The sequence below is a fragment of the Streptomyces sp. RGM 3693 genome, from assembly GCF_050471125.1.
Lineage (GTDB): Bacteria > Actinomycetota > Actinomycetes > Streptomycetales > Streptomycetaceae > Streptomyces.
The window spans coordinates 393,344-415,506 of record NZ_JBMPPQ010000003.1 but is presented as its reverse complement, the minus strand read 5'-3'; the positions used below and the strand labels follow the sequence as shown (position 1 = coordinate 415,506).

The window sequence follows — 22,163 nt, the reverse complement described above, 5'->3', positions numbered from 1 at the left end:
TGCCGGGCGGTGCTGCGCAGGTACAACAATTCTTCCGTTTCGGTTCTCGCCGGCAACGCCTGTTTGCCATGCTCGGAAGGGATTTCCGGGGATTGCGGGCACGGCGATCGACGGTAATTCTTCGGGCCTTGCCACATCATTCACATGTCGCCTGACTCCGGGTGATCCGGGATTCTTTCCCGTGCCCTGAAGGGGTGGCCGAAGCACACCCCCTGAAAGGGCGGAAGCACTATGCAGAAAAACCACGCTCGCCTCCTCCCGCTGACGATGTCGCAGCAGGGAGTGTGGTACGGGCAGCAGTTGGATCCGCAGAGCCCGAAGTACAACATCGGTGAATGCATAGAAATCCAAGGCCCCCTGGATGAGGCTCTTTTCGTAGCGTCGCTCGAAAAAGTCAGCAGTGGCTGCGACAGCCTCAATACCGAGTTCGTGGAGCAGGGCGACGGTATTCACCAACGCGTGGTGCGCACGTCACCGGGAGGCCCATGCGTCGTCGACCTCTCCGCCGAGGCGGACCCGGCCGCGGCCGCCGAGCGCTTTATGGCCGCCGACATGTCCACCGCAGGCACGTCGGCAGCGCCGCACCACGCCTTCGTCCTGCTCACGCTGGGCCCCGACCGCCACTACTGGTACATCCGCTATCACCACATGGTGATGGACGGACTCGGTGGCTCCGTTCTCGCGCGCAAAGTGGCCGAGACGTATACCGCCGCGGTGCACGGTGAAGCGGCGCCGGAATTATTCGCTCCGCTCAGTGCTCTCGTCGACGACGAGATGGCGTATCGACAGTCCCCTGATTTCGAACGTGACCGGGCATATTGGACCGAGAAATTCGCCGACTTCTCCCGGTCCGGCCGCGACACGGGAAACCCGCTACTCGCCACCGCTCACCGAGCGGGCGAAGACGCTGCCCTGCCGCAGTGCGTTCCTTCGCGACCGGGAAACGGCGGAGAACAGCATTCTGGGCACGGCAACCACCTGCACCAGGGGGAGACTCTCGATCCGCAGGTGATGGACGGCTTGCGCGGGCTGGCCGCCGCGACCAGAACCACGTGGTCCGCCGTCTTCGTGACCGCGGTCGCCGCGTACCTCAGCCGTGTCACCGGTACCGGCGACGTGACGATCGGGCTCGCCTCGAACGGCCGCCCCGGCCGTCTGCGCGCGATCCCAGGCATGACCGCGAACATTCTCCCGCTGCGCGTGCGGATCACCCCGAGCATGACCGTCGAAGCACTGGTGCGGGCCGTCGCCGCCGAGATGCGGCTGGCGCTGCGTCACCGCCGCTACTCCAGGGAGCAGCTCGCCCGAGACCTCAGGATCACGGGCGACGCGGCGCGGTTGTGCGATGTGGTCGTGAACGTCATGCCCTACGAGTACGACCTCGACTTCGCCGGAAGCGCCGGTGACTCAAGGCTGCTGTCCACCGGGCCGGTCGACGACGTCTCCCTCTTCATATCCGAGCGCTCGGAGGGGAAGGGACCGCTGATCGGCTTCGATGTGAACCCGGACCTGTACCGCCCCGAGGACGTCCGGCCGCACCAGCAGGGCATCACCGCGCTGGTCGCCGAACTCTCCCGGGCGGACGCGACGGGCCCCCTCTCCCGCCTCGCGATGCTCGACGAACAGACTGCCGGTCAGGTTCTCGCGGCAGGGCGCGGCGCCCCCCTCGAACGACGAGACCGCGAGCCGGACCGGCGGGCATCGCTGCCCGGGCTGTTTGCGGCGCGGGTGGCTGTGGACCCGTGCGCGGTGGCGGTATCCGGTGGCGAAGTGGCCTTGTCCTATGGGGAGTTGGCCGAGGTTTCGGGTGTTCTGGCGTCGTGTTTGGTGGGGTGTGGGGTAGCGGCCGAGGACGGGGTGGGTGTGCTGCTGGGGCGTTCTGCCGCTGTGGTGACGGCGTCGTTGGCCTCGGTGCGGGCGGGTGGTGCGTATGTGCCGCTGGACATCCGCTGGCCGTCCGAGAGGTTGCGACAGACCGCCCATGGAGCCGGTCTGCGCGTGCTGATCGTCGGCGAGGAGCTGGCCGGCCACGCTTGGGTTGCGGAATTGCGCGCGTCCCTGCCGGTCGTGGTGGTCGATGCCGTGGGTCGTGTGGTCGACGGTGCGCCTGTGCCCGCCGCTGCGACGCTGCCCTCGGTGCAGGCCGGTGACCAACTGGCGTATGTGATGTTCACGTCCGGTTCTACGGGTGTGCCCAAGGGTGTTGGGGTTTCGCATGCGGATGTGGCGGCGCTGGCCGCCGACAGTGCCTGGACGGGCGGTGTCGCCGACGCGGTCCTTCTGCACTCGGCCTATGTCTTCGACGCCTCGACCTTCGAGATCTGGGTGCCCCTCCTCAATGGTGGGCGTGTGGTCGTCGCACCGGAGGGCGCCCTCGAACCCCACGTCCTGCGCGACATCGTCACCACGGAGCAGGTCACCGCCCTGTTCCTGACCACCGCCCTGTTCAACGTCATCGCCGAAGTCGACCCGCAGGCCCTCGCCGGGGTCCGCGCGGTCTGCACCGGCGGCGAACGCGCCGCGCCCGGTGCCATGCAGCACCTCGCCCGCGAACTGCCTGGCACCCGCGTACACCACGTCTACGGGCCGACGGAGACGACCACCTTCGCCACCCACTACCACGTCGTCGCCGAAACCCCCACGGGCCCACCGCCCATCGGCCGCCCCCTCGACGGCATGCGGGCCTACGTCCTCGACTCCGCTCTGGGACTCGTACCGCCCGGAGTCGCAGGTGAGCTGTACCTGGCGGGCCAAGGCGTCGCCCGCGGCTACACGGGTCGTCCAGGACTGACCGCCGCACGCTTCGTCGCCGACCCCTTCGATCCGTCGGGCGGGCGGATGTACCGCACCGGCGACCTCGTCCGGTGGGACGCGGCCGGCCGGCTCGTCTACCTCTCCCGGACCGACGACCAGGTCAAACTCCGCGGCCACCGCATCGAACCCGGCGAAATCGAAGGCGTCCTCGCCGGACTGCCCTCGGTGGTCGCCGCCTGCGTCGTCGTACGTGAGGACCTGCCTGGCGACCGGCAACTGGTGGGCTATGTGGTAGCCGCGGACGGCTCCCCGGTGGACGAGGGCGAACTGTCCGCGGCAGTGGCCCGCGTACTTCCCTCCTACATGATCCCCTCGGTCTTCGTGGCTCTCGCGACGCTGCCGCTGACGCCGAACGGGAAGGTCGACCGCCGCGCCCTGCCCGCGCCCCGGGTGCCGGAACGCAACTCCGGGCGCGGCCCGCGTACCGTCCGCGAGGAACTCCTGCTCGCTTTGTTCGCCGACGTCCTCGGCACCGACGGGATCGGCGTGCACGACGACTTCTTCGCCCTCGGTGGGCATTCGCTCCTGGCGACGCGCCTGGTCAGCCGCGCGCGCTCGGCACTCGACGCCGAACTGGACGTGCGCACGCTCTTCCAGCACCCGACCGTCAGCGAACTCGCCACCGCACTGGGCACGGCCGACCGGGCGCGGGCCGCCCTCGTACGCGAGGAGCGTCCGCGAGATCTCCCGTTGTCCTTCGCGCAACAGCGCCTGTGGTTCCTCAACCGGTTCGAGGGACCCGGCGCCACCTACAACATCCCGCTGGTGCTGCGGCTCGACGGCCCGCTGGACCTTGATGCGCTGCGCGCCGGACTCGCCGATGTCGTCGAACGCCACGAGACCCTGCGCACCGTCTTCCTGGAGGAAGGCGGAACACCGCGTCAGCATGTGTGCGACGCGGCAGAAGCAGCCGGCCTGGTGCCGCTGCGCTTCGAGGAGGCGCCGGGCGGCGGGGATCCGGCCGCGGTCGAGCAGTGGGCCGACGGAGCGATTCTGTCCGCGGCGACCGAAGCCTTCGACGTGTCGGGAGACCCCGCGGTACGGGTGCGGTTGCTGCGGTTGGGTGCCGAGGCGCATGTACTGGTGCTGGTGGTACATCACATCGCCGCGGATGGTTGGTCGTTGGCACCGCTGGCACGGGATCTTGGGACCGCATATCGGGCGCGTGCCGCGGGCGGGGCTCCTGACTGGTCGCCGTTGCCGGTGCAGTACGCCGACTACACCCTGTGGCAGCGACGCATGCTGGGTGAGGAGTCCGATGCCGAGAGCCTGACGGCAGGCCAGTTGGAGTTCTGGCGCCGGGCACTGGCCGGTGCGCCCGAAACGCTGGCACTGCCACTGGACCGGCCCCGGCCTGCTGTGCCGCGGCACCACGGTGACGCCGTTCCCTTCCTCGTCACGGCGGACGTGCATCGGGCGCTCGTCGAGTTGGCGCGGTCGTGCGGGTGCACGTTGTTCATGGTGGTGCAGGCGGCGGTGTCGGTCTTGTTGTCCCGGCACGGTGCCGGTGACGATGTCCCGCTCGGTACGGCGGTGGCCGGCCGGAGTGATGAGGCCCTGGACGATCTGGTCGGGTTCTTCGTCAACACACTCGTGCTGCGGACGGATCTGTCCGGAGATCCCACGTTCCGTCAACTGCTCAGCAGGGTCAGGGAGTTCGACCTGGCCGCCTACGCGCATGGGGACGTGCCGTTCGACCGGGTCGTGGAGGCGTTGAATCCGGCACGCTCGCAGAGCCATCATCCGCTCTTCCAGGTCATGCTGGTCCTCCAGAACCAAGCCGCGGCCGACCTGGACCTGCCCGGGATCACGGTCACCAGTCAGCCGGTGCACACAGGGATCAGCAAGTTCGACCTGACCTTCTCACTCACCGAGATCCACGATGAGGGGGGCCGGCACGCAGGGGTGGACGGGTACCTGGAGTACTCCACCGAGCTGTTCGAGCCCGGCACCGCGCGGGCGCTGTCCGACCGGCTGTCGCGGCTGCTGACAGCACTGATCGCCGATCCGGATCAACGGATCCACGACATCGAGCTGTTGGACGCGCCCGAACGCGCCGTCGTGCTCGGACAGGGGCAAGGCGACGTCCGTCCGGTGCCGCGACTGACCCTGCCGGAGCTCTTCAGTGCGCAGGTGGCGCGGACTCCGGATGCGGTGGCGGTCCGTGATGGTCGGCGTGTCCTGACGTACGCGCAGTTGGAGTTGGAGTCCAACGATCTGGCGCATCATTTGTCGGGGTGTGGGGTGGGCCCGGAGGATGTGGTGGCGTTGGCGCTGCCGGGTGCTGCGGGGATGGTGGTGGCGATGCTGGCGGTGTTGAAGGCGGGGGCTGCCTATCTGCCTGTGGATCCCGCTTATCCGGCCGCTCGTATCACGTATCTGCTGAAGGATGCCTGTCCCAAGCTGCTGATCACTGATCGCGTGGTTCAGGGGCAACTTCCCTCGACCGACCTGCCGTTGGTCGTGATGGATGATTCCGCGTCTTGGTCTGTGGGTCGTGTGTCTGGTCCGCGGGGTGCTGTGTCGGTGGCTGGTGCGGCGTATGTCATTTACACGTCGGGTTCTACGGGGCGTCCGAAGGGCGTGGTGGTTACCCATGCTTCTGTGGCGACTCATATGGCGTGGCTGGCTGAGCATCTTGCGTTGACGTCCGAGGACCGGGTGTTGGCGCGGACGTCTCCGAGTTTCGACGCGTCCGTGTGGGAGATCTGGCTGCCGTTGCTCCATGGCGCATCGGTGTGCGTGATGCCGGCCGACGCCAACAAGGATCCCGATGCTCTCGTGGGCTGGATGCGGGACTTCGGTGTGACGGTGGCGCAGTTCGTGCCGTCGCATTTGTCGTTGGTGTTGGGTGGTGGGGGGTCGGTTCCTGGGTGTTTGCGGGCTGTGTTGTGTGGTGGTGAGCCGTTGATGGGGGAGTTGGCGGCTCGGGTTGCTGATGCGTGGTCGGTGGAGGTGCATAACCTCTATGGGCCGACGGAGGCGACGATTGATGCGGCTGCGCATGTGGTGGTTGGTGGTGGTTCTGGTCCGGTGCCTGTTGGGCGGCCGATCTGGAATGTGCGGGCGTATGTGTTGGATGGGTCGTTGCGTGTGGTGCCGCCTGGTGTGTCGGGGGAGTTGTATCTGGCGGGTGGGTTGTTGGCGCGTGGGTATGCGGGTCGTGCGGGGTTGACGGCGTCGCGTTTCGTGGCTGATCCGTTTGATCCGTCGGGTGGGCGGATGTATCGCACGGGTGATGTGGTGCGGTGGGATGGGCTGGGGCGGATCGAGTATCTGGGGCGGTGTGATGACCAGGTCAAGTTGCGTGGGTATCGCATTGAGTTGGGTGAGGTGGAGAGTGCGCTGACGGCGCTGCCGGCTGTGGCTGCGGCCCGCGTGTTGATCCGCGAGGACCGACCGGGCGACAAGCGCCTGGTGGCCTACGTCGTTCCCGCGGGCGGCAGCGCCGTGCACCAGGCAGCACTGCGGACCGAACTGGCCGGCACACTGCCCGACTACATGGTTCCGGCCGCGTTCGTCGTCCTCGACGCGTTGCCGCTGCTGCCCAACGGCAAGGTCGACCGCCGCGCCCTGCCCACACCCGAGGCGTCGGCGGGTGGCAGTGAGGGGCGCGAACCGCACACGGTCCAGGAAGAAATCCTGTGCGGTCTCTTCGCCGACGTGCTGGGCCGGCCGGGGGTCGGCGTCCATGACGGCTTCTTCGAACTGGGCGGGCATTCGCTGCTCGCCACCCGGCTCGTCAGCCGGGTGCGCTCCGTCCTCGGAGTCGAGCTCGCCGTCCGCACGCTCTTCCAACATCCCACGCCCGCCGGTCTCGCCGCCACGCTGGATGGAGTGGGGCGGGCCAGGACTCCGGTGGTGCGGGCCGAGCGGCCCACGACCGTGCCGCTGTCCTTTGCCCAGCAACGGCTGTGGTTCCTCAACCGACTCGACGGGCCCGGTGCCACCTACAATATCCCGCTCGTGCTGGAACTCGCCGGGACGCTCGATTCCCGTGCCCTGAGCTCGGCGCTCGGTGACGTGGTCGAGCGGCATGAGGTGCTGCGCACGGTATTCCCCGAGCGGGATGGCGTACCGCGTCAATGCGTGCTGGATCCCTCGGTCGTGGACCTGGACCTGCGGGTGCGTGAGATCGACGCCGACGCGCTCGACGCGGCTGTCAGCGCCGCGGTGACGAGTCCGTTCGACGTCGTGACCGATCTGCCGCTGCGTTGCTGGCTGTTCAGGACCGATACCGAACGCCATGTGCTGGTGCTGGTGCTGCATCACATAGCCGGTGACGGCTGGTCCCTGGCGCCGCTGGCCCGCGACCTGGGTGGCGCCTATCGGGCGCGCATCGCAGGCCAGGCGCCTGACTGGCCGGCGCCGGCGGTGCAGTATGCCGATTACGCCCTCTGGCAGCGGGACGTCCTCGGCGCGGAGGGCGATCCCGACAGCGTGGCGTCACATCAACTCGCCTTCTGGCGAGACACGTTGAGTGAACTACCGGAGCTGTTGGAACTTCCCCTCGACCGGCCCCGCCCGCCCGTCACGGACCCCGCCGGCGGCGTGTGCGTCCGCACGCTGGACGCCGCCCTGCACCACCGGTTGCTCGGCCTGGCCAGGTCCTCCGGCAGCACGCTGTTCATGGTGCTGCAGGCCGCCGTGGCGACGGTCCTCTCCCGGCACGGCGCCGGGGACGACATTCCCCTGGGCGCCCCTGTCGCAGGCCGTACCGACGAGGCACTGGACGATCTGATCGGCTTTTTCGTCAACACCCTCGTCCTGCGCACGGACGTGTCGGGCGACCCGACGTTCCGCGAACTCCTCGGCAGGGTAAGGGAGTTCGACCTTGCGGCCTACGCCCATCAGGATGTGCCCTTCGAGTGGTTGGTGGAGAGCCTCAACCCGGTACGGGCGCGCAACCATCACCCGCTGTTCCAGACGATGCTGGTGCTGCAGAACCAGGACACCGCGGACACCGAGTTGCCGGGACTGACGGTCGGCAGCCGTCTGGTGCACAACGGGGTGAGCAAGTTCGACCTGACCTTCGCCTTCGGTGAGGACCGCGCGCAGGGCGGGCTGACGGCCGGAGTCGAGTACGCGACCGCGCTCTTCGACGCCGCCACCATCGAGGCACTGACCGGTCGCCTGGTCCGACTGTTGGAGGCCGTCGCCGCCGACCCGGATCGGCCCCTGCACAGCTACGACCTGCTGTCCGATGGCGAACGCGCCGAGGTCGTCGGCTGGGGCGAGGGCGAGCGCCTCCCGGCCGCTACCGCCGGATCGAGCCTGCCCGAGCTGTTCGCGGCGCGGGTGGCTGTGGACCCGTGCGCGGTGGCGGTATCCGGTGGCGAAGCGGTGTTGTCCTATGGGGAGTTGGCGGAGGTTTCGGGTGTTCTGGCGTCGTGTTTGGTGGGGTGTGGGGTAGCGGCCGAGGACGGGGTGGGTGTGCTGCTGGGGCGTTGTGCCGCTGTGGTGACGGCGTCGTTGGCTGTGGTGCGGGCGGGTGGTGCGTATGTGCCGCTGGACATCCGCTGGCCCGTGGAGCGGCTGCGTCAGGTCGCGGACGTCGGTGGCATCCGGGTGCTGGTGGTCGGTGAGGAGCTCGCCGGTCACGAGTGGATCGCCGAGATGCGGCGACAGGTGCCGGTCGTGGTGGTCGATGCCATGGGTCGTGTGGTCGACGGTGCGCCTGTCCCGGCCGCTGCGACGCTGCCCACGGTGCAGGCCGGTGACCAACTGGCGTATGTGATGTTCACGTCCGGTTCCAGCGGTATGCCCAAGGGCGTTGGGGTCTCGCACGCGGACGTGGCGGCGCTGGCCGCCGACAGTGCCTGGACCGGCGGTGTCGCGGATGCGGTCCTCCTGCACTCCGCCTACGTCTTCGACGCCTCCACCTTCGAGATCTGGGTGCCCCTCCTCAACGGCGGACGGGTGGTCGTCGCCCCGGAGGGCCCTCTCGAACCGCACGTCCTACGCGACATCGTCACCACTGAGAGCGTCACCGCCCTGTTCCTGACCACTGCCCTGTTCAATGTCGTGGCGGAGGTGGACCCGCACGCCCTGGCCGGTGTGCGGATGGTCTGCGCGGGCGGCGAAACGGCCTCGCCCGGAGCGATGCAGCAGGTTGCCGGGCAGGTGACCGGCACGCGGATCCAGCACGTCTACGGCCCGACGGAGACGACCACCTTCGCCACCCGCCATCACGTCAACCCCGACACACCGCTGGGGCCCCCTCCCATCGGACGGGCCCTCGACGGCATGCGCGCCTACGTGCTGGACGCGGGCCTCGCAAGGGTGGCGCCAGGCGTGACCGGCGAGCTGTACCTCGCCGGACCGGGCGTGGCCCGCGGCTATCTGGGTCGCCCAGCCCTGACGGCCACGCGTTTCGTGGCCGATCCGTTCGATCCGTCGGGTGGGCGGATGTACCGCACCGGCGACCTCGTCCGGTGGGACGCGGACGGCCGGCTGGTCTACCTCTCCCGCGCCGACGACCAGGTCAAACTCCGCGGTTACCGCATCGAACCCGGTGAAGTGGAGGGCGTTCTGGCCGGCCTGCCGGGCGTCGCCACCGCGTACGTGCGGGTCCGGGAGGACCTGCCGGGCGACCGGCGGCTGGTCGGGTATGCGGTGCCCTCCGCCGGTGCGGCGCTGGACCCCGCGGAGCTGGCGACAGGTGTGGGACTGACACTCCCGGCGTACATGGTTCCGTCCGCGTTCGTCGTGCTGGACGCGCTGCCGCTGACGCCGAACGGGAAGGTCGACCACCGCGCGCTTCCGGCGCCCGAGGCGTCCGGCGGCGGCGAGGGCCGCGGTCCGCGGACGGCCCGCGAGGAGATCCTGTGCGGCCTGTTCGCCGCGGTCCTGGGCGTTGAGCGGGTCGGCGTGGCGGACAACTTCTTCGCCCTCGGTGGGCATTCGCTCCTGGCGACGCGACTGGCGAGCCGGGTGCGCTCGGCCCTGGGCGTCGAGATCGAAGTCCGTGCGCTCTTCGAGCACCCGACAGTCGCCGGACTCGCCGAGGTCCTCGACGCCGCCGACGCGGCACGGCCGTCGGTACTGCCCGAACAGCGGCCCGAAGGCATGCCGCTCTCCTTCGCGCAGCAGCGCCTGTGGTTCCTCAACCGGCTCGAAGGACCCGGCGCCACCTACAACATCCCGCTGGTGCTGCGGCTCGACGGCCCGCTGGACGTCGAGGCGCTGGGCGCCGCGCTGGGCGACCTCGTCGAGCGCCACGAGACCCTGCGTACCGTCTACCCGGTGACCGACGGCGTCGCCCGTCAGCTGGTGCTGGACGCGTCCGCCGTCGACCTCGCACCGCGACCCCGGGACGTGTCGCCCGCCGAGCTCGACCGGGTGCTCACGGACAGCGTCAGCTGCGCATTCGACGTGGCAACGGACGTTCCGGTGCAGGTGCGGTTGCTGCGGTTGGGTGCCGAGACGCATGTACTGGTGCTGGTGGTGCATCACATCGCTGCGGACGGCTGGTCGGTGGCGCCGCTGGCCCGGGATCTGGGTGCCGCCTATCGGGCGCGTGCCGCGGGCGGGGCTCCTGACTGGTCGCCGTTGCCGGTGCAGTACGCCGACTACACCCTGTGGCAGCGGCGCATGCTGGGTGAGGAGTCCGACACCGCGAGCCTGACGGCACGTCAACTGGACTTCTGGCGGCAACAGCTCGCGGACATACCCGAGTTGGTCGAACTCCCTTGGGACCGGCCGCGGCCCGCAGTGCTGAAGCACGAGGGTGATGCCCTCACCTTCTTGATCGACCAGGACACGCACCGAGGGCTGTCCGAGTTGGCGCGGTCGTGCGGGTGCACCCTGTTCATGGTGGTGCAGGCGGCGGTGTCGGTCCTGCTCTCCCGGCACGGTGCCGGTGACGACGTCCCGCTGGGTACCGCGGTGGCCGGCCGGAGCGATGAGGCGCTGGACGACCTGGTCGGGTTCTTCGTCAACACGCTCGTACTGCGCACGGACCTGTCCGGCGATCCCGGTTTCCGTGAACTGCTCGACCGGGTCCGGGAGTTCGACCTGGCGGCGTTCGCGCATCAGGACGTGCCGTTCGAGCGGTTGGTGGAGGCGCTCAACCCGGTGCGGTCGCAGGATCGCCATCCGCTCTTCCAGGTCATGCTGGTGCTGCAGAACCAGGCAGCGGCGGACGTCGAACTGCCTGGGATCACGGTGACCGGCCAGCCGGTGCACACGGGTATCAGCAAGTTCGACCTGACCTTCTCGCTGACCGAGAAGCGGGACGAAGCGGGTGGTGCCGCGGGCATCGAGGGTCACCTGGAGTACTCCACCGAGCTGTTCGAGCCCGGCACCGTGCGGGCGCTGGCCGAGCGCCTGTCACGGCTGCTGGCAGCCGTGGTAGCTGACCCCGACCTGCGCGTGCACGATGTCGAGCTGCTCACCGACGAGGAGCGGGCGCGTGTGATCACCGCGGGCAGCGGTCAGCCTCGGCCGGTGCCGCGACTGACCCTGCCGGAGCTCTTCAGCGCGCAGGCGACGCGTACTCCGGATGCGGTGGCGGTCCGTGATGGTCGGCGTGTCCTGACGTACGCGCAGTTGGAGTTGGAGTCCAACGATCTGGCGCATCATTTGTCGGGGTGTGGGGTGGGCCCGGAGGATGTGGTGGCGTTGGCGCTGCCGGGTGCTGCGGGGATGGTGGTGGCGATGCTGGCGGTGTTGAAGGCGGGGGCTGCTTATCTGCCTGTGGATCCTGCTTATCCGGCCGCTCGTATCACGTATCTGCTGAAGGATGCCTGTCCCAAGCTTTTGATCACTGATCGCGTGGTTGCGGGGCAACTTCCTTCCACCGACCTGCCGTTGGTCGTGATGGACGATTGCGCATCTTGGTCTGTGGGTCATGTGTCTGGTCCGCGGGGGGCTGTGTCGGCGGCTGGTGCGGCGTATGTCATTTACACGTCGGGTTCTACGGGGCGTCCGAAGGGGGTGGTGGTTACCCATGCTTCTGTGGCGACTCATATGGCGTGGCTGGCTGAGCATCTTGTGTTGACGGCTGAGGATCGGGTGTTGGCGCGGACGTCTCCGAGTTTCGACGCGTCCGTGTGGGAGATCTGGCTGCCGTTGCTCCATGGCGCCTCCACCTGTCTGGTGTCACCCGATGCCAATCGCGACCCGGATCAACTGCTTTACCACATGCGGGACTTCGGTGTGACGGTGGCGCAGTTCGTGCCGTCGCATTTGTCGTTGGTGTTGGGTGGTGGGGGTTCGGTTCCTGGGTGTTTGCGGGCTGTGTTGTGTGGTGGTGAGCCGTTGATGGGGGAGTTGGCGGCTCGGGTTGCTGATGCGTGGTCGGTGGAGGTTCATAACCTCTATGGGCCGACGGAGGCGACGATTGATGCGGCTGCGTATGTGGTGGTTGGTGGTGGTTCTGGTCCGGTGCCTGTTGGGCGGCCGATCTGGAATGTGCGGGCGTATGTGTTGGATGGGTCGTTGCGTGTGGTGCCGCCTGGTGTGTCGGGGGAGTTGTATCTGGCGGGTGGGTTGTTGGCGCGTGGGTATGTGGGTCGTGCGGGGTTGACGGCGTCGCGTTTCGTGGCGGATCCGTTTGATCCGTCGGGTGGGCGGATGTATCGCACGGGTGATGTGGTGCGGTGGGATGGGCTGGGGCGGATCGAGTATCTGGGGCGGTGTGATGACCAGGTCAAGTTGCGTGGGTATCGCATTGAGTTGGGTGAGGTGGAGAGTGCGCTGACAGCGCTGCCGGCTGTGGCTGCGGCCCGCGTGCTGATCCGCGAGGACCGACCGGGCGACAAGCGCCTGGTGGCGTACCTGGTGGTCGACGCCGGGCAGCAGGTGGACGCCGCCGAGCTGCGCCGGAGCCTTGCGACGGCCCTGCCCGACTACATGGTTCCGGCCGCGTTCGTCGTCCTCGACGCGTTGCCGCTGCTGCCCAACGGCAAGGTCGACCGCCGCGCCCTGCCCGCCCCCGAACCGGACCCGCACCGGGGCGGTGGACAGGCTCCGCGTACCGACGAGGAACGGCTCCTGTGCGGGGTGGTCGCCGAGACGCTCGGCATCCCGGAGGTCGCTGTCGACGACGACTTCTTCGCCCTCGGCGGCGACAGCATCCTGTCGATCCAGGTCGTCAGCAGGGCCCGCAACGCGGGACTGGTCATCACGCCGCGCGACGTCTTCGTCCACCGCACCGTGGAGGCGATCGCGTCGGCCGCCGTGCCACTGGGTGCGGAGCCGGAGACCGCGGCCACCCCGGGCATCGGAGAGGTGCCGCTCACCCCCATCGCCGCGTGGTTCCTCGACCGACCCGGCACCCTCGACGGCTACAACCAGTCGACCGTGCTGAGATCACCGGCCGGAGCAACGGAGAGCGACATCGCGGCGGCGCTCCAACTGCTCCTGGACCACCACGACATGCTGCGGCTCCGGGTGAGTGCAACGCCCGGGGGGCGGCCCGGGCTCGAAGTCCTGCCGCAGGGCGCCGTGAGTGCCCGGAAGCGGCTGACGCGGGTCGACACCGCCGGGCTCGACGGCGCACGGACCGATGCGGTGGTCGCGGAGGCGGCCGAGGCCGCCCGTCTGCGGCTGCGGCCCGGCACGGGCGACGTGCTGGAGGCCGTCTGGTACGACGCGGGGCCCGACCGGCAGGGTCGGCTGCTGCTCGTCGTCCATCACCTCGCGGTGGACGCGGTGTCGTGGCGCACCCTCACCACCGACCTGGCCGCGGCCTGGCAGGCGGTCACCGCCGGCGCGGCGGGCGAGACCTCGCCGCTGCCGCCGGTGCGTACCTCCTACCGCAGATGGGCGGAGCTGTTGGTGGCCGAGGCGCGGAGTGCCGAGCGCGCCGCGGAACTGCCGCTCTGGCAGGAGATCCTGCGCACCGAGGACCCGCAGTGGGGATACCGGCCGCTCGACCCGGACCGGGACACCGCCGACGGCGTGCGGACGCTGACGGTCACCCTGCCCGCACAGTGGACACAGCCCCTGCTGACCACCGTGCCGACCGCGTTCCACGCAGGCGTCAACGATGTGCTGCTGACGGGCCTGGCGCTGGCGATCGCCGGGTGGCGTGCCGAACGCGGCGATGCGGGCGGGTCGGCCGTCCTGCTCGACCTGGAGGGGCACGGCCGCGAGCAGATCGCCGAGAACATCGACCTGTCCCGGACCGTCGGCTGGTTCACCAGCATGTACCCGGTGCGGCTCGATCCGGGTCCGGTGAGCCGGTACGAGGCGCGGGCATTCGACGCCCCGCTCGTCGACCGCGCGCTGAAGCGGATCAAGGAGCAACTGCGGGCCGTCCCGGACCACGGCATCGGCTACGGCCTGCTGCGCCACCTCAACCCGCGCACCCGCGACATGCTCAGCGACGCCGTGACGCCGCAAATCGGCTTCAACTACCTGGGCCGCTATGCCGGTTCATCGACAGCGGGCGACGCGGGGGACTGGCAGCTGCTCTTCGACGGGGGCGGGCCCCGCAGTCAGGACCCGGACATGCCGGTGCATCACGTGCTGGACATCAACGCCTACACCAAGGACCTGCCGGAGGGGCCGCAGCTGGTCGCCGGCTGGACCTGGCCGACGGATCTGCTCAAGGAGGAGGACGTCGAGGAACTCGCCGAAGGCTGGCTGCGGGCGTTGCGTGCCGTCGCGGAACACGCCCAGGCACCCGACGCCGGCGGCTACACGCCTTCCGACCTTCCGTTGGTCTCGCTCAACCAGGCCCAGATCGATCGACTGCAGAACAAGTTGCAGAACAAGCTGCAGAACAAGTGGGGTGGACGCAAGTGACCGGGTTCCAGCTGCAGGACGTCCTGCCGTTGACACCGCTGCAGGCAGGCATGCTGTTCCATGGCGTGTACGACTCCGAGGCGGTGGACGTCTACACCGCGCAGTTCGTCTTCGACATCGAGGGACCGGTCGACACGGCGCTGCTGTACGCGGCCGTCAAGGGACTGCTGCGCAGGCACGCGAACCTTCGCGTGGGATTCCTCTACGAGGACCTCGACGAGCCGGTCCAGGCCGTCGCCGTGGAAGTCCCGCCGGTCTTCGAGGAGCTCGACTTCGGCACGGGTGACGACGCCCGGCGCGCCGAGCGGCTCGCCGCGTTCCTGGCCGCCGACCGCAAGCGGCGCTTCGACCTCTCCGAACCGCCGCTGATGCGGTTCACCCTGATCCGGATGGCGCACCACCGGTACCACCTGGTCATGACGAACCATCACCTCCTCCTCGACGGCTGGTCGATGCCGCTGCTGGTACGGGAGCTGTTCGAGCTCTATGCGCGCGGCGGGGACGGCAGCGCGATGCCGCGCGTCGCCCCTTACCGGGACTACCTCGCCTGGCTGGCGGCCCAGGACCGTACGGCCGCGGTCGGCGCCTGGCGCGCGGCGCTCGCCGGAGTGGCCCAGCCGACCCTGCTGGCCGGGGAGAAGCCGGCCTCCGCGTCGTCGGGCGAGCTGCCCGAGCAGCTGGTGCTGCGGTTGGGCGCGGCCACCACCGCCCGCCTGCGGGAGACGGCCCGCCGGAACCGCTTGACACTCAACACGGTGGTGCAGGGCGCCTGGGGAGTCCTGCTGCACCAACTCACCGGCCAGGACGACGTGTTGTTCGGCACCACCGTCTCGGGACGGCCGCCGGAGCTCCCCGGTGTCGAGACCATGGTCGGACTGTTCATCAACACGATTCCGGTCCGCGTCGGCATACGCCCCGACGACACCCTGGCCACGCTGCTGCACCGGATGCAGGACGAGCAGGGCCGGCTCCTGGGCTGCCAGCACCTCGGGTTGACCGAGATCCGCGCTCTGACCGGCCTGGGCGACCTCTTCGACACGCTCGCCGTGTTCGAGAACTACCCCATGGACGCGGAGGCGCTGCGGCAGGCGCAGGAGGGCCTACCCGGCCTTCGGGTCACCGGCTTCCGCGGCACCGACGCGGCGCACTATCCGCTCACCCTCACGATCGCGCCGGGCGATGATCTGCGGATCACCTTCGCCCATCGCACGGAAGCCTTCGACGCCGACACCGTGCGACTGATGGCCGAGCGGCTGCGGCGGCTGCTGGAAGCCTGCGCCGACGACCTGGAGCAGCATGTCGCCGGCCTCTCGGTGCTGCTCGACGGAGAGCATGCACGGCTGCTCGACCAGGGGAGGGGCGCCCCCTTGCCGGCCGGTGTGCGGCATGCCGGCCTCCCGGAACTGTTCGCCGCCCGGGTGGCGTCGGACCGGGACGCGGTGGCGGTCAGGCAGGGCGAAAGCGCCCTGTCCTACGGGGAGTTGGACAAACTCTCCGGTTCCCTGGCGCGGTGCCTGACGGGCCTGGGCGTGGCCGCCGAGGACGGTGTCGGTGTGCTGGTCGGCCGCTCGAACGCAGTGGTGACGGCCTCACTGGCCGCAGTCCGGGCCGGCGGCGCGTACGTCCCGCTGGACGCCCGCTGGCCGGCCGGGAGACTGCGCCGGATATCCGCCGTGGCCGGCCTGCGCGCACTCGTCGTCTCGGCGGACCTCGCCGAGCACCCCTGGGTGACGGAAGCCCGCGGCCTTCTTCCGGTCGTCGTGGTGGACACCGACGGCCGCGTCATGGACGGCGCACCCGTCGAGCCGGGCACGCTTCCCGGCCTCCCCGGTGGCGCGCGGCTGGCGTACGTGATGTTCACCTCCGGCTCCACCGGCGACCCCAAGGCCATCGGTGTCACGCACGGCGACGTGGCGGCGCTCACCGCCGACGCCATGTGGCGCGGCGCCGCCGACGCGGTCCTGATGCACTCCGCCTACGTCTTCGACGCCTCGACCTGCGAGATCTGGGTCCCGCTGCTCAACGGCGGCACGGTCGTCGTCGCCCCGGACGGGCCACTCGAACCGCATCGTCTCGGCCACATACTGGCGGCCGAGAAGATCACCGCTCTCTTCCTGACCACCTCCCTGTTCAACATCATCGCCGACACCGATCCGCACCTGTTCGAGACGGTGCGACTGGTGGCGACCGGCGGCGAGACGGCGGCAGCGGGCGTCCTGCAACGCGCAGCGACCGCCTGCCCCCGGACGTCGTTCGTCAACGCCTACGGGCCGACGGAAACCACGACGTTCGCGACGCGCTACGAGGTGCCGTCGCAGCCGATCGCGGAGCACCGCGTTCCGCCCATCGGCCAGCCGCTGGACGGTATGCGCTGCCACGTCCTCGACGCCTGGCTGCGACCGGTGCCCGCGGGCGTGGTGGGTGAGCTGTACCTCGCCGGTCCGGGGGTGGCCCGTGGGTACGTGGGACGGCCCGACTTGACGGCCACACGTTTCGTGGCTGATCCGTTCGATCCGTCGGGTGGGCGGATGTACCGCACCGGCGACCTCGTCCGGTGGGACGCGGACGGCCGGCTGGTCTACCTCTCCCGCGCCGACGACCAGGTCAAACTCCGCGGCCACCGCATCGAACCCGGCGAGATCGAAACCGCGCTCACCGCCCTGCCGACGGTGACGGCCGCCTGCGTCGTCGTCCGCGAGGACACCCCCGGCGACCGGCGGCTGGTGGCCTATGCCGTGGCGGCGGACGGCGCGACGACCTCCGCGGAGGCACTGGCGGAGCAGCTGGGCCGGACGCTGCCCGGGTACCTGGTCCCGTCGGTGTTCGTCGTGCTGGACGCACTGCCGCTGACCCCGAACGGAAAGCTCGACCGGCGGGCACTGCCGGCGCCCCGACACACCGCGGACACCGGCGGACGCGGCCCGCGCACCGTGCAGCAGGAACTGCTCGCCGACCTGTTCGCCGACGTGCTCGGCACCGGCCGCGTCCCCGTCGACGAGAGCTTCTTCTCGCTCGGTGGGCACTCCCTGCTGGCCACCCGCCTGGTCAGCCGCATCCGCACCGCACTCGGCGTGGAACTCGAAGTGCGCACGCTCTTCGAGCACCCCACCGTCGCCCAACTGGCTGCGGCCCTCGACGGAGCGGGCACGGCGCGGGACGCCATCGTGCCCGCGCGACGCCCGGCGCGACTGCCGCTGTCCTTCGCACAGCAGCGCCTGTGGTTCCTGGGAAGGCTGGACGGACCCGGCGCCACGTACAACATCCCGCTGGTGCTGCGGCTCGACGGGCCGCTGGACGTGGACGCGTTGGGTACCGCACTGGGCGACGTCATCGAGCGCCACGAGGCCCTGCGCACGGTCTTCCCCCAGCACGACGGCGAGCCCGAGCAGGTGGTCCTCGGCCCGGCCCAGGCACAGCTCGCGCTGACCGTCGAGGATGTCGAGGAGTCCGACCTGTCCGGCCGGATCTCCGCGGCGGTGACCGAGCCTATCGACGTGGAAGCCCAACTGCCGCTGCGGGTAAGCCTGTTGCGACTGGGCGCGGAGAGCCACGTAGTGGTACTGGCGTTGCACCACATTGCCGGCGACGGCTGGTCGCTGGCGCCACTGGCCCGGGACCTGGGCGCCGCCTATCGGGCGCGGACCGCCGGCAGGGCTCCCGACTGGTCGCCGTTGCCGGTGCAGTACGCCGACTACACGCTGTGGCAGCGGCGCATGCTGGGTGCGGAGTCCGACGCCGAGAGCCTGTCGGCACGCCAACTGGCCTTCTGGCGCCAGGCCCTGGCAGATGTACCGGAGGCGCTGCTGCTGCCGTGGGACCGGCCGCGGCCCGCAGCGCTGAAGCACGAGGGCGACGCCCTCACCTTCGTGATCGACCCGGACACGCACCGCGGGCTCGTCGAGTTGGCGCGGTCGGCGGGATGCACCCTGTTCATGGTGGTGCAGGCGGCACTGTCGGTGCTGTTGTCCCGGCACGGCGCCGGTGACGACATCCCGCTCGGCACCGCGGTGGCCGGCCGGAGCGATGAGGCGCTGGACGACCTGGTCGGGTTCTTCGTCAACACGCTCGTACTGCGCACGGACCTGTCGGGGGATCCCACCTTCCGTGAACTCCTCGACCGGGTACGGGAGTTCGACCTGGCGGCGTTCGCGCATCAGGACGTGCCGTTCGAGCGGTTGGTGGAGGCGCTCAACCCGGTGCGGTCGCAGGATCGCCATCCGCTCTTCCAGGTGATGCTGGTGCTGCAGAACCAGGCAGCGGCGGACGTCGAACTGCCTGGGATCACGGTGACCGGCCAGCCGGCGCACACCGGCGTCAGCAAGTTCGACCTGAGCTTCAGCTTCACTGAGACGCGGGACGAGGCGGGTGGTGCCGCGGGCATCGACGGCCACGTGGACTACTCCACCGAACTGTTCGAGCCCGAGACGGTGCACCGGCTCGCCCACCGGCTCCGCTGCCTGCTGTCCGCGGTCGTGGCCGACGCCGACCTGCCGGTCCGCGGCTACGACCTGCTCACCGCCGAGGAGCGGTCGCGGATGCTGGAGGAGTGGGGACGCGGCCCCGTCGGATACCTGCCGACCCCGACGGTGCCGGAGCTCTTCGGAGAGTGGGTGACGCGTACCCCCGATGCCCAGGCCGTACGCGATGCGACGGGCGCCTTGACCTACGCGCAGCTCAACGCCCGAGCCAACGACCTCGCCCGGCACCTGTCGGGACAGGGCATCGGCCCCGAGGACCTGGTCGCCCTCGCTCTGCCCCGGTCGGCCGACATGATCGTCGCGATACTGGCGGTACTGAAAACAGGAGCCGCCTACCTGCCGGTCGACCCCGCGTACCCGCCCGCCCGCATCTCCTTCATGCTCGACGACGCTGCGCCGGCCTTCCTCATCACCACCACCGCTCTCCGCGCCGGACTGCCCATCACCGCCCGCTGTCTCGCACTCGACGACACCGCCGCCTGGTCCACAGGCCACACCGCCAACCCGCGCACCGGCCCCCTGCCCACTCACCCCGCCTATGTCATCTACACCTCCGGCTCCACCGGCCGGCCCAAGGGCGTCGTGGTCACTCACCAGGGCGTCGGCGCGATGGTCCGTACACAGGCGGAAAGGCTCGGCCTCACCCCCGCCAGCCGGGTCCTGCAGATGGCGTCGGTCAGCTTCGACGCGGCCTTCTGGGACATCTGCATGGGACTGCTGACCGGTGCCTGCCTGGAGGTCGCGGACCCGGCACAGTTGGTGCCGGGGCCGCCGCTCGCCGGCCTGCTCGCGGAACGCGGTATCACCCACCTGACCCTCCCGCCGGCCGCCCTGGCTGTCATGCCGCAGGACGAGGGCATACCCAGCGGTACCACCCTGGTGCTCGCCGGGGAGGCGTGCCCACCGGCGCTGGTCGCCCGGTGGGCCGATGGCCGACGGTTGGCCAACGCCTACGGGCCGACCGAGACCACGGTCTGCGCGACGATGAGCGACTTCCAGGAGGCGGCCGGCCCGGAGGCGCCGGCCCACCGGGTACCGATCGGCGTCCCGGTGCGCAACGCACAGGTGTATGTGCTCGACGCGGCAATGGAGTTGGTGCCGCCGGGGGTGATCGGAGAACTGTACGTGGCCGGTGACGGACTGGGCCGCGGCTACCTGCACCGTCCGGGCCTGACCGCCGCCCGGTTCGTCGCCGACCTGTTCAGCCGCACCGGCGGACGCATGTACCGCACCGGCGACCTCGTCCGCTGGAACGACCGGGGCGAACTCGAATACGTCTCCCGCGCCGACGACCAGGTCAAGCTACGGGGCTTCCGCATCGAACTCGGCGAAATCGAGGCGGCGTTGACCGCGGTGCCCGGGATCACCGCCGCCTGCGCCGTTGTCCGGGAGGACCGGCCGGGCGACCGGCGGTTGGTCGCCTATGCCGTTCCCGCCGAAGGGCAGCGGGAGCCGGCGACCGCCCGGATGCGCCAGGCACTCGTCTCGCAGCTGCCCGAGCACATGGTGCCGTCCGCGTTCGTCGCGCTCGACGCCCTGCCCCTCACACCGAACGGGAAGATCGACCGTCGGGGACTGCCCGTCCCCGGCCCCTCCATGACCACAGGCGCCGGACGCGCCCCGGACACCGAACAGGAGAAGCTGCTGTGTGAGGTGTTCGCCGATGTCCTCGGTGTCCCTGATGTGGGTCTCGACGACGACTTCTTCGAGGCCGGCGGACACTCCCTGCTCGCGGTCAAACTGGCCCAGCGCATCGAGGACAGGTTCGGCGTACGGCTGTCGATGCGTGCCCTCTTCGCCGCACCCACCCCCGACGGCGTGCGGCGCCTCCTGGACGAGCCGGCCGGCGGCTCCGGCCACGCGCCCGGCCCCGATCCGCGCCAGGACGTGCACCTGGCGCCCGACATCACCCCGGCGGTCGGGCCCGCGGCCGGCGAACCCGTAAGCGCGCGCCGCCCGTTGCTGACCGGCGCCTCGGGCTTCCTCGGAGCGTTCCTCCTGCGCGATCTGCTGGAGAAGACGAGTGGTCCGGTGGACTGCCTGGTGCGGGCTCGCGACACGGCCGAGGGAGCGCGCAGGTTGCGGTCCGGCCTGGAGCGGTACGGGTTGTGGAAGGAGCACTACGGCGACCTGATCCGCCCGCTGCCGGGCGACCTGGGTGCGCCGGGCCTGGGCCTGTCCGACGCGGAGCACAAGGCACTGCGAAAGCGGGTCGGCGCTGTGTACCACAACGGCGCCACCGTCAATTTCGCCGCCCCGTACACCGAACTCCGCGCTGCCAATGTGCGGGGCACCGAGGAACTCCTCCGCATCGCCGCCGCATCGGAGTCGACCGGCATGCACTACGTCTCGACCACCGGCGTGTACCCACCACACACGTCCGCCCGCGGCCCCCTCACGGAAGCCTCCGCCATCGGCCCCGTGCACGAACTGCCCGACGGCTACTCGCAGAGCAAGTGGGTCGCCGAGGAGATCGTACGTATCGCGCAGAGCCGCGGAATCCCGGTGACCGTCTACCGTCCCGCGCGCATCTCGGGCGCCTCGCGCACGGGCGCCTGCCAGGACCGCGACCTGCTGTGGCAGTACATCAAGGGATGCCTCCAGGCACAGGCGGTACCCGAGGGATCCGACGAGTCGACCGACTGGATACCGGTCGACTACGTGAGCGCGGCAGTCGTGGCTCTGGCGAGCAACCAGCAGGCCGTACAGAACCCGGCACAGTGCCTGGCCGGTCCGGAACAGACCGCCTTCCATCTCACCCACCCCGCACCGCCCATGCTCTCGCAGGTGTTCCAGACAGCGGCCACCCTGGGGTACACGGTGCAGCCGGTGCCTCTCGACCACTGGCGCAAGTTGGTGGCCGACCAGGCGGACAATGCCGCCCAGCTCTTCCTCGGCGGCACCGGCCGGCAGGAGCCCGCCGGCCAAGCCGAGGGCCGGCCCCGCCGCCGGCGTCGGACCTTGGACTCCTCCCGCACCCACCGAGCGGTGGCCGCATCGGGAGTCCACCTCCCGCCCCTCACCGACGAGACCGTACGGGCCTACCTGACGTACTTCGCCGGCACGGGATTCCTCCCCACGCCCACCCCCAACCGTTGAACCGGTCGCACACGCCCT

The 22,163-nt window shown here is 70.0% G+C and carries 2 protein-coding genes; both read left to right on the top strand.

Annotated elements, in window-relative coordinates; all coding sequences use genetic code 11:
* Positions 1 to 231: 231 nt before the first annotated feature.
* Positions 232 to 14,568, top strand: a complete 14,337-nt coding sequence (locus tag ACO0M4_RS30445; protein WP_430374287.1) for an amino acid adenylation domain-containing protein — start codon at positions 232 to 234, stop codon at positions 14,566 to 14,568.
* Positions 14,565 to 22,145, top strand: coding sequence for an amino acid adenylation domain-containing protein (locus ACO0M4_RS30440; protein WP_430374286.1), 7,581 nt, complete (start codon positions 14,565 to 14,567; stop codon positions 22,143 to 22,145). The genes ACO0M4_RS30445 and ACO0M4_RS30440 overlap by 4 nt, the downstream gene beginning before the upstream one ends.
* Positions 22,146 to 22,163 lie beyond the last annotated feature (18 nt).